Source organism: Pseudomonas sp. MD195_PC81_125, assembly GCF_014060985.1.
In the GTDB taxonomy this organism is placed as follows: Bacteria; Pseudomonadota; Gammaproteobacteria; order Pseudomonadales; family Pseudomonadaceae; genus Aquipseudomonas; species Aquipseudomonas parakoreensis.
In genome coordinates, this window is record NZ_JABULD010000579.1 from 1 (window position 1) to 8,920 (window position 8,920).

The 8,920-nt window shown below is 61.7% G+C and carries 6 protein-coding genes and 1 pseudogene; 2 read left to right on the forward strand and 5 right to left on the reverse strand.

Features of this window, described 5'->3' with window-relative positions:
* Positions 1–172 precede the first annotated feature (172 nt).
* From HT737_RS23080 to speB, 3 genes are read right to left on the reverse strand one after another with little or no spacing between them, the layout of a single operon-like run.
* A complete protein-coding gene (locus HT737_RS23080; RefSeq protein WP_182404073.1) occupies positions 173–1,684 on the reverse strand; it encodes a cytosine permease in 1,512 nt (503 codons plus the stop codon).
* Between the two features lie 55 nt (positions 1,685–1,739).
* Entirely contained in the window at positions 1,740–2,162 is a 423-nt protein-coding gene (locus HT737_RS23085; protein ID WP_041070223.1) for a nuclear transport factor 2 family protein, read from the reverse strand.
* Between the two features lie 10 nt (positions 2,163–2,172).
* Positions 2,173–3,123, reverse strand: coding sequence for an agmatinase (gene speB / locus HT737_RS23090; protein ID WP_003222717.1), 951 nt, complete (start codon positions 3,121–3,123; stop codon positions 2,173–2,175).
* A gap of 358 nt (positions 3,124–3,481) precedes the next feature.
* Here speB and HT737_RS23095 point away from each other — a divergent pair, with 358 nt between their 5' ends.
* Together HT737_RS23095 and HT737_RS23100 are read left to right on the forward strand one after the other, a co-directional pair.
* Positions 3,482–4,375 (forward strand): LysR family transcriptional regulator, encoded by an 894-nt coding sequence (locus HT737_RS23095; RefSeq protein WP_041070221.1) that lies wholly within the window; start codon positions 3,482–3,484, stop codon positions 4,373–4,375.
* A 5-nt stretch (positions 4,376–4,380) separates the two neighbouring features.
* Entirely contained in the window at positions 4,381–4,977 is a 597-nt protein-coding gene (locus HT737_RS23100) for a tRNA-uridine aminocarboxypropyltransferase (RefSeq protein ID WP_182404074.1), read from the forward strand.
* A gap of 144 nt (positions 4,978–5,121) precedes the next feature.
* Here HT737_RS23100 and HT737_RS23105 read toward each other — a convergent pair whose 3' ends face one another.
* Both HT737_RS23105 and HT737_RS23110 read right to left on the reverse strand, forming a co-directional pair.
* The gene (locus tag HT737_RS23105; protein WP_121184264.1) at positions 5,122–6,483 is read right to left on the reverse strand and encodes an HlyD family type I secretion periplasmic adaptor subunit; all 1,362 of its coding nucleotides are present in this window, start codon (positions 6,481–6,483) and stop codon (positions 5,122–5,124) included.
* A 197-nt stretch (positions 6,484–6,680) separates the two neighbouring features.
* Positions 6,681–8,844 (reverse strand): annotated as a pseudogene (locus HT737_RS23110) (type I secretion system permease/ATPase).
* Positions 8,845–8,920: the final 76 nt, after the last annotated feature.

Consider the following 8,920-nt stretch of genomic DNA (forward strand, 5'->3'; position numbering starts at 1 on the left):
CGATTGTCTTTTTTATGTGGAACGCTGAATCGAATGCCTCTCTGTGGCGAGGGAGCTTGCTCCCGCTGGGCTGCGAAGCGGCCCCAACAGCTTCATTGCGACTGCTGCGCAGTCGAGCGGGAGCAAGCTCCCTCGCCACAAGAACTCCAATCCTTCAAATTTTCTGTGTGAATCAGGCCGCTTGGCGCAGTGCCGATTTTGCTTGCGCCGCCGCGCCTTGGCTGCGCACATCCTGCGGTCCAAACACCTCGCGCGGTTCCGGGAACAGACTCAGCAGTGTCAGGTACACCACCGACGCCAGGCCCAGGGTCACCGGCAGGCTGATGTCGATACCACCGGCCATTTCACCCAGCGGGCCGACGAACTGCCCCGGCAGGTTGACGAAGCACAGGCCGACCGCCGCGCTCGGGATCCATGCACCCAGACCACGCCAGTTCCAGCCGTGGTTGAACCAGTAGCGTCCGCCTTGTTCGCCGCGAGTGAACACTTGCAGGTCATCCGGGCAGTAGAAGCCGCGACGCACCAGCAGGCCGATAATCATGATCACCATCCACGGGGTGGTGCAGGTGATGATCAGCACGGCGAAGGTCGACACGCTCTGCACCAGGTTCGCCGCAAAGCGCCCGATGAAGATGAAGGCAATCGACAGCACGCCGATCAGCAGCGTCGCCTTGACCCGCGACAGCACCCGCGGGAACACGCTGGACATGTCCAGCCCGGTGCCATACAGCGAGGTGGTGCCGGTGGACATACCGCCGATCACCGCAATCAGGCACACCGGCAGGAAGAACCAGCTCGGCGATACCGCCAGCAGACCACCCACATAATTGTTCGCCGCGATGTAGTCCGGCGCCTTGATCGCGACGATGGTCGCGGTGCTCAGGCCGAACAGGAACGGAATGAACGTGGCGATCTGCGACAGCACCACGGCGGCCATGATTCGCTGCTTGGAGGTGTCACGCGGGATGTAGCGCGACCAGTCGCCGAGGAACGCACCGAACGAGATCGGGTTGCTCATCGCCACCAGCGCCGCGCCGATGAACGCCGCCCAGAAGCCCGGTTGACCGAGGTTCACGGTGCCTGCGTAGTTGACGTCGAAAGGACCGGCGAAGGCGAAGATGCCCAGCAGGAACAACAGGCTGGCGCTCCACACCGCGATCTTGTTCACCCACAGCAGAAAGCGGAAGCCGTAGATGCACACGGTCAGCACCAGAATCGCGAACAGACCGTAGGCCAGGCCCAGGGTCAGGTCGGTTTCCGGCAGACCGATCAGGCGTTTCGCCCCACCAATCAATGCATCGCCCGAACTCCACACCGAGAGCGAGAAAAACGCGATGGCGGTCAACAGCGACAGGAACGAGCCGACGATCCGCCCGTGCACGCCGAAGTGCGCGCCGGAGGAAACGGCATTGTTGGTGCCGTTGATCGGGCCGAACAGGCCCATCGGGGCGAGGATCAGCGAGCCGAGCAGCACGCCCGACACAATCGCCCAGACACCGGCCTGAAACGACAGGCCGAACAGCACCGGGAAACTGCCGAGCACGGCGGTGGCAAAGGTATTGGAACCACCGAAGATCATCCGGAACAAGTCCGTCGGGCCTGCGGTGCGTTCGTGGTCCGGGATCTGTTCGACCCCATGGGTTTCAATTTGCGTAAGGCTTTGGTCGTTGTTGTTGTTATTCATGATCTGCTCCGATCATAAAGGCGCGCTCATCGTGCGTGAGCGTCACCTGTCTTGGCTAAGGGGATGGCAGCCCTTCCGGCATTGCGGACAAATGTTCGTGGCAGGCCAGCCAATGGCCTTGTTGTTCTAGGCTCGACGCTTGTTTCCTGAAAACAATCGTCTCGCGCTCCTGGCTGAAATGTTGCTCCCCTTGCATGCGCAGCTCGGTGGCCACGTCATGGATAAACACCGCCACGTCACCTTGCAGGCTGACGAAAGCGTTGCTTGAAGTGCACGACAGCACTTCAAAGCCATCCTCGGCGCGCCAGCTGTCCCACAAGGCCTGATAGGCATCGCGCGACAGCAGCGGCTGTTCGAGGGTGTAAAACACGAAACTCGCATCGGCGCTGAACGCGCCGAAATAAGCTTCGCGATCGTTGCGAGCGAAGGCGGACACCAGATCGGCAGCCGCTCTCAGAACCTGATCACGTTCGTGCATGGCCGAACCCTCAGCGGTGGACCACGCCCGGCAGTACGCAGAGCATTTCGTACAGCAGGTTGGCGGCCAGCAGCGAGGTGTTGCCGGTGGTGTCGTAAGCCGGCGAGACTTCTACCAGATCGCAGCCGATCAGGTCGAGGCCCTGACAGCCGCGCACGATTTCAATCGCCTGAATGGTCGTCAGACCACCGATTTCCGGGGTGCCGGTGCCGGGCGCCCAGGCCGGGTCGATACCGTCGATGTCGAAGCTCAGGTAAACCGGACCGCCACCGACTTTCTCGCGCACTTCGGCCATCAGCGGCGCCAGCGACTTGTGCCAGCACTCTTCGGCCTGCACCACGCGGAAACCCTGATCGCGGCTCCAGTTGAAGTCGTCAGCGGTGTAACCCTGTGCGCGCAAACCAATCTGCACCACGCGGTCGCAGTCCAGCAGACCTTCTTCGACGGCGCGACGGAAGGTCGTGCCGTGGGCGATCTTCTCGCCGAACATGTGATCGTTGACGTCAGCGTGGGCATCGATGTGCACCAGACCGACCTTGCCGTGCTTTTTATGGATCGCACGCAGGATCGGCAGGGTGATGGTGTGATCGCCACCCAGGGTCATCGGGATCACGTTGTGCTCGAGGATGTTGTCGTAGGCTTCTTCGATGATGCGCACGGCGTCGAGCAGGTTGAAGGTGTTGATCGCCACGTCACCGATGTCGGCGACCGACAGCGAGTCGAACGGCGCGGCGCCGGTGGCCATGTTGTACGGGCGGATCATCACCGATTCGGTGCGGATGTCGCGCGGCCCGAAGCGGGTGCCGGGGCGCAGCGAAGTACCGATGTCCAGTGGCACGCCAACGAAGGCAGCGTCCAGGCCGGCAGCGGTCGGTACATGGGGGAGTCGGAGCATGGTGGCGATGCCGCCGAAGCGCGGCATTTCGTTGCCGCCCAGTGGTTGGTGAAGAATCTTGTCCACGGGTAGGGCCTCATCGTCTTTGTTTTATTTATGTCGGCGCACCGTCGAGCACAGGTTCGGGCGCCGCTGTGGGGCCGATTCTGCGAAATGTAGTGCGGCGGAAGAATCGCTACGGGCAAAAACTTAGTTCAGATTTTTCTAAACTAATGGTCAGGCTCGGGATAGACTTCCCGAACCCGTACCGATTTCCCTGTGGCGAGGGGATTTATCCCCGATCGGCTGCGCAGCAGTCGTAAATTCGTTGCGCGCGACTTCCCGGATAGATCGGTTTGCAGGCTTGGGGCGGCTTCGCCACCCATCGGGGATAAATCCCCTCACCACAAAGTCATCAGCGTTCGACAGATGTTTGGAGAGCCGCATGGCCAACGCTTTACCCGACCTGAAACTATTGCGCATCTTCGTCAGCGTGGTCCGGCATCAAGGTTTTGCCAACGCGCAGCAGGAACTCAACCTGTCGACCTCGGCGATCAGCACCTACATGAGCCAGCTCGAAGCCGCGCTTGGTCTGGTGTTGTGTCATCGCGGGCGGGGCGGGTTCAGCCTGACCAGCAAGGGCGAGCTGTTCCATCAGGAAACCCTGCGCCTGCTGGCCGAACTTGAAGGTTTCGAGCAATACGCTGCTGCACTCAAGGGCGAACTGCGCGGTACGCTCAATCTCGGGGTGATCGACTCCACCGTCAGCGACAAGGCCTTGCCGTTCGCCGAAGCCATCGGCGCTTATAGCCAGGAGCACCCGGCGGTGCATTTGCACTTGTCGGTGATGAGCCCCTACGAACTGCAACTCGGTGTGCAGGACAACCGCCTCGATCTGGCCATCGGCGCGTTCTCCACGCGCATGAGCGGCCTGGTGTACATGCCGCTGTACCGCGAGCAGCACTGGCTGTATTGCAGCAGCCGCCATCCGTTGTTCCACGAGCGGCGTATTCCCGAGCAGGTCATCACCCAGCAACGCATGGTCGGCCGTGGTTATTGGAGTCAGGCGGAACTGGCGCGCCACGGTTTCAAACACAGCGCGGCGACCGTGGAAAGTATGGAGGCACAGCTGATTCTGGTGCTGTCCGGCGCCTACATCGGCTACCTGCCGGAGCACTACGCTCAGGCCTGGGCCGACAAAGGAGACTTGCGCGTGTTGCTGCCGGCGACCTTCGGTTATCAGGCGCCGTTTTCGATGATCATGCGCCGGGGCCGCAGCCGCGAACCGCTGATCCAGACCTTCCGTGATTTGCTTAAAGCTCAGCTCAATCAGGCATAAGAACCATGTCCAGACCCCAATGTCCGCGCTGCCTGCGTCCACAAAGCCACTGCCTGTGCTCGCTGATCCCGCGCCTCGACAGCCGCACCCGCGTTCTGCTGTTGCAGCATCCGAGCGAGGTTAACCATGCGTTGAATACTGCGCGGTTGGCGGCGCTGGGTTTGTCCAACGCCGAGCTGATTGTCGGCGAGGTCTTCGAGGATCTGCCGGCGCTGCTCAATCGGCCGGGGTATCAGGCCCGGTTGCTGTTTCCCGCCGATGATGCACAGCCGCTGCAGGCTTACCGTGAGTCCGAAGAACCGTTGTTGCTGGTGGTGCCGGACGGCACCTGGCGCAAGGCGCGCAAGATGCTTCATCTCAATCCGTTGCTGGCGGCGTTGCCGCGGGTGACGCTGGCGGCGGGCGGGGTATCGCGCTACCGGTTGCGCAAAGCGCCGGGGCCGGGGGCGTTGTCGACGATTGAGGCGATCGTGCAGGCGCTGGAAACCCTCGAAGCGCCGACGACGTTTGCGCCGTTGCTCAAGCCGTTCGAGGCATTGATCGAGGGGCAGATTGCGGCGATGGGGGAGGAGGTTTTTCAGCGCAATCATGGCGACAGATAGTTGATGTCTGGGCTGGCCCCATCGCTGGCAAGCCAGCTCCCACAGTGTCCGTGTCGAACACAAAGTCTGTGAGCATCTCAGAACCTGTGGGAGCTGGCTTGCCAGCGATGAGGCCAGTCAATTCACCACCAGATCCAGAAACTTCTACCGCTCGCGCATCGCCTCTGTCCGCGCTTTCAGCACCGGTTTGAGCAGGTAATCCAGCACACTTTTCTCCCCGGTAATAATGTCCACCGTCGCCACCATCCCCGGGATGATCAGCAGCGGTTTCACATCGCCGCCCAAATGGTTTTTATCGGTGCGCACCTGAATCAGGTAGAAGCTGTTGCCCTTGTCATCGGTAATCGTGTCGGCGCCGATCAGCTCCAGTTTTGCGCTCAGCCCGCCGTAGATCGTGTAGTCATAGGCACTGAACTTGACCATGGCTTTCTGGCCCGGATGGAGGAACGCGACGTCTTGCGGACGCACCTTGGCTTCAATCAGCAGGTTGTCCTCCAGCGGCACGATTTCGACCATGTCGCTGCCTGGCTGCACCACGCCACCGATGGTGTTGACCTTGAGCTGCTTGATGACCCCGTGCACCGGCGAGGTCACGGTGGTGCGGCTGACGCGGTCGTCGATGGCGATGCTCGAGGCGGTGATTTTCGACAGGTCGGTGCGTTTCTGATTGAGGTCTTTGGCCGCGTCGGAGCGGAAGGTCTGTTCCGATTCGTCGATCTTGCTCTTGATCTCGTTGATTGCCGATTCCGCCCGTGGGATCGCCAACGTTGTCGCGTTCAACGAGCCGCGAATCTCCACCGCGCTGCGTTTGAGTCGCAGGATTTCCACTGGCGATACGGCGCCGGTGCCAACCAGGGGCGACGACATGTTCATCTCTTGTTGCAACAGCGCAAGGCTGGAGCTGTACTGACCTTGCTTGGAACGAAACTCCGCCAGTTCCTGAGTTTTCTGCCGCAGCTGTTCAGTGAGGGTGCGTTGTTCGCTGGCCAGTCGACGCTGGCGCTGGTCGTACAACGCGCGTTCGTCTTCTGCCACTTGTGGCGCCTTGCTGACGACTTCGTCCGAGAGTTTCATCGGCCGCCCTTCGGCTTCAGCCGACAAACGTTCGACCTGCGCCATCAACGCATAACGGTCGGCCTCGCTCTCGCCCTTGTTCGACAGAAACCGCGTGTCATCCAGGCGCAGCAACTTGTCGCCCTTGTTCACCATTTGCCCTTCACGTACGAAAATCTCGGTGACGATCCCGCCCTCAAGGTTCTGGATCACCTGGACCTTGCTCGACGGAATCGCCTTGCCTTCGCCCATGGTCACTTCTTCAAGCACCGCGAACTTGGCCCAGACCAGCGCGCTGATCAACAGCGCTGCCGCCAGCCATACGGTGATCCGCGACCAGCGCGGCGAATCCTGTAATGAAGCACCAGCGGTTTCCGGCATGTACTCGGCTTCGGCGCTTTTGCCGAAACTGTCGAAGTAGCCGCGTGATTTGCTACCTGAAGATGCAGACATGGGGCGATACCCCTCAGTTAATAAAACATCAAACCGCACTACCCATGCGTCGCCCGTAACACTTACTTGTGGTGAGGGGATTCATCCCCGATAGGGTGCGAAGCGCCCTCAGAGCCTTTGGGGCCGCTGCGCAGCCCATCGGGGATAAATCCCCTCGCCACAGGTTTTGTGAGAGCCATAAAATTATGTGCGCGCATCTAGACCGCCGCCGAGCCGACGCGGCCCTTGCGCAGTGCATCGATGACCGCTTCTTTCGGGCCGTCGGCGACGACCCGGCCGTTGTCCAGGACCAGCAGCCGGTCCACCAGGCTCAGCATCGAGGTGCGGTGGGTGACCAGCAGCAGGGTCTTGCCTTGCACCCAGCCGTGCAGCTTCTGGCGCAGCAGGTCTTCGCTGCTGTTGTCCATGGCGCTGGTGGGTTCGTCGAGCAGCATGATCGGCGGGTCGAGCAGCAGCGCCCGGGCCAGCAACACTGACTGGCGCTGGCCACCGGAGAGCAGTTGTCCGCGCTCGCCCACCGGCCGGTCGAAACCTTGCGGATGCTGCCGCGCCAGTTCGGTAACGCCGGTCAGTTCAGCGACTTCGAGCATGCGCGAGTCGCTGATGTAGCGGGCGCCGAGGGTCAGGTTGTCGCGCAGGCTGCCGGCCAGCAGCGGCAGGTCATGGGCGACGTAACCGATCTGCTGGCGCAGGTCGGCGACATCCAGTTGCCGCAGGTCGAGGCCGTCGAGCAGCAACTGGCCTTCCTCGGGTTCATAGAAGCCCATCAACAGCCGCGCCAATGTGCTTTTGCCCGAGCCGCTGCGACCGATGATGCCGATCCGCTCGCCGGGTTTCATGCTGAAGCTGACGTTGCCCAGCGCCGGTGCATTCTGACTGTTGTAATGAAAGGTCACGCCACTGACGTCCAGCGCACCTTGTAGCTGTGTGCGTTCCAGTGGCCGCTGCTTGCCGTCACGCTCCTGCGGCAGGCCCATCAGCGCGTCGGTGCTTTTCATGGTCAGTTGCGCTTGCTGATAGCGGGTGATCAGCCCGGCGATCTGTCCCAGTGGCGCGAGCACACGGCTGCCGAGCATGTAGCTGGCCACCAGCGCACCGACGCTGAGGTTGCCGGCGATGATGCTGTAGACCCCGGCAACAATCGTCGCCATCCCCGAGAACTGTTGGATGAACAGTGTGCCGTTGGTCGCCAGCGCCGAGAGGTTGCGCGCATGGCTGTCGAGGCGGGTGAGGGCGCCGTGGGTGCTTTCCCATTTGTGCTGGCGCTCGCTTTCGGCGCTGCAGGCCTTGAGGGTTTCCAGGCCGCCGAGGGTTTCGATCAGCAGCGCCTGCCGCTCGGCACCCAGGCTCAGGCTCTTTTTGCACGGTGTCGCGCAGACGCACCTGAATTGCCAGGGCAAAAATGATCGTGATCGGAAACGCCAGCAGCGGAATCACCACCAGCCAGCCGCCGAGCAGGCCGATCACCACCAGCATCAACACCACAAAGGGCAGATCAATCAGGCTGGTCAGGGTCACGGCGGTGAGGAATTCGCGCAGGCCCTGAAAGTCATGAATGCTCTGGGCGAAACCGCCGATGGTCGCCGGCCGCGCTTTCATCGACATGCCGGTGATGCGCTCGAATAACGTCGCGGAAAGGATCACATCGGTTTTCTTGCCGGCGGTATCGAGCAGATGCGCGCGCACCACCCGCAGCACCAGTTCGAAACCGGTGCCGATCAGCAGGCCGATCGCCAACACCCACAAGGTCGAGGTGGCCTGATTCGGCACCACGCGGTCGTAGGTCTGCATGACGAACAGCGGCACCATCAGGCCCAGCAAATTGATCAGGAAACTGGCGAGAATTGCATCGCTGTACAGCCATTTCGACAGCTTCAGCGTGTCGCGAAACCAAGCATGCACCCGTGGCACCAGCGGTGAACGCAAGTCTTCGAGTTCGTGGCGCGGACGGGCGAACAAGGCCTGGCCGCTGTAGTGTTCGGCGAGTTCTTCGCGCTCGACCCATTGTTCGCCGCCATCGGCTTCGCTGGGCAGGATCAGCGCCTTGCCGTCATCGCCAAAACGCCGCAGGACGGCGGTGCGCCCATCCTTGAGCAGCAACAGGATCGGCAGATTCAGTGCAGAAATATCCTTCAGTTCACGCCGCAACAGGCGCGCCTGCAAACCGGCCCGGGCGGCTGCACGGGGCAGCAGGTCCAGGCTCAGGCGTTGCTTGTTCAGGGGCAGCCCGGCACTCAGGCTGGCGCGACTGACCGTCGCGCCGTGGAGCTTGCAGAGGATCAACAGACCGTCGAGTAACGGGTCATCGAAGCTCAGCCGCGGATCGATCCCGGTGTGTCCGCCTTCGGCCATGCTGGTCATATTGATCGCCCCTGTTGAACGGACTCGGCTATCGACACATCTCCCCTGTAGGAGCTGCCGCAGGCTGCGATCTTTT

What these genes read in the sequence shown, in the direction of transcription:
- HT737_RS23080 (WP_182404073.1), bottom strand. Translation starts at nt 1,684, where the DNA reads ATGAATAACAACAACAACGACCAAAGCCTTACGCAAATTGAAACCCAT.
- HT737_RS23085 (WP_041070223.1), bottom strand. Translation starts at nt 2,162, where the DNA reads ATGCACGAACGTGATCAGGTTCTGAGAGCGGCTGCCGATCTGGTGTCC.
- HT737_RS23100 (WP_182404074.1), top strand. Translation starts at nt 4,381, where the DNA reads ATGTCCAGACCCCAATGTCCGCGCTGCCTGCGTCCACAAAGCCACTGC.
- HT737_RS23095 (WP_041070221.1), top strand. Translation starts at nt 3,482, where the DNA reads ATGGCCAACGCTTTACCCGACCTGAAACTATTGCGCATCTTCGTCAGC.
- HT737_RS23105 (WP_121184264.1), bottom strand. Translation starts at nt 6,483, where the DNA reads ATGTCTGCATCTTCAGGTAGCAAATCACGCGGCTACTTCGACAGTTTC.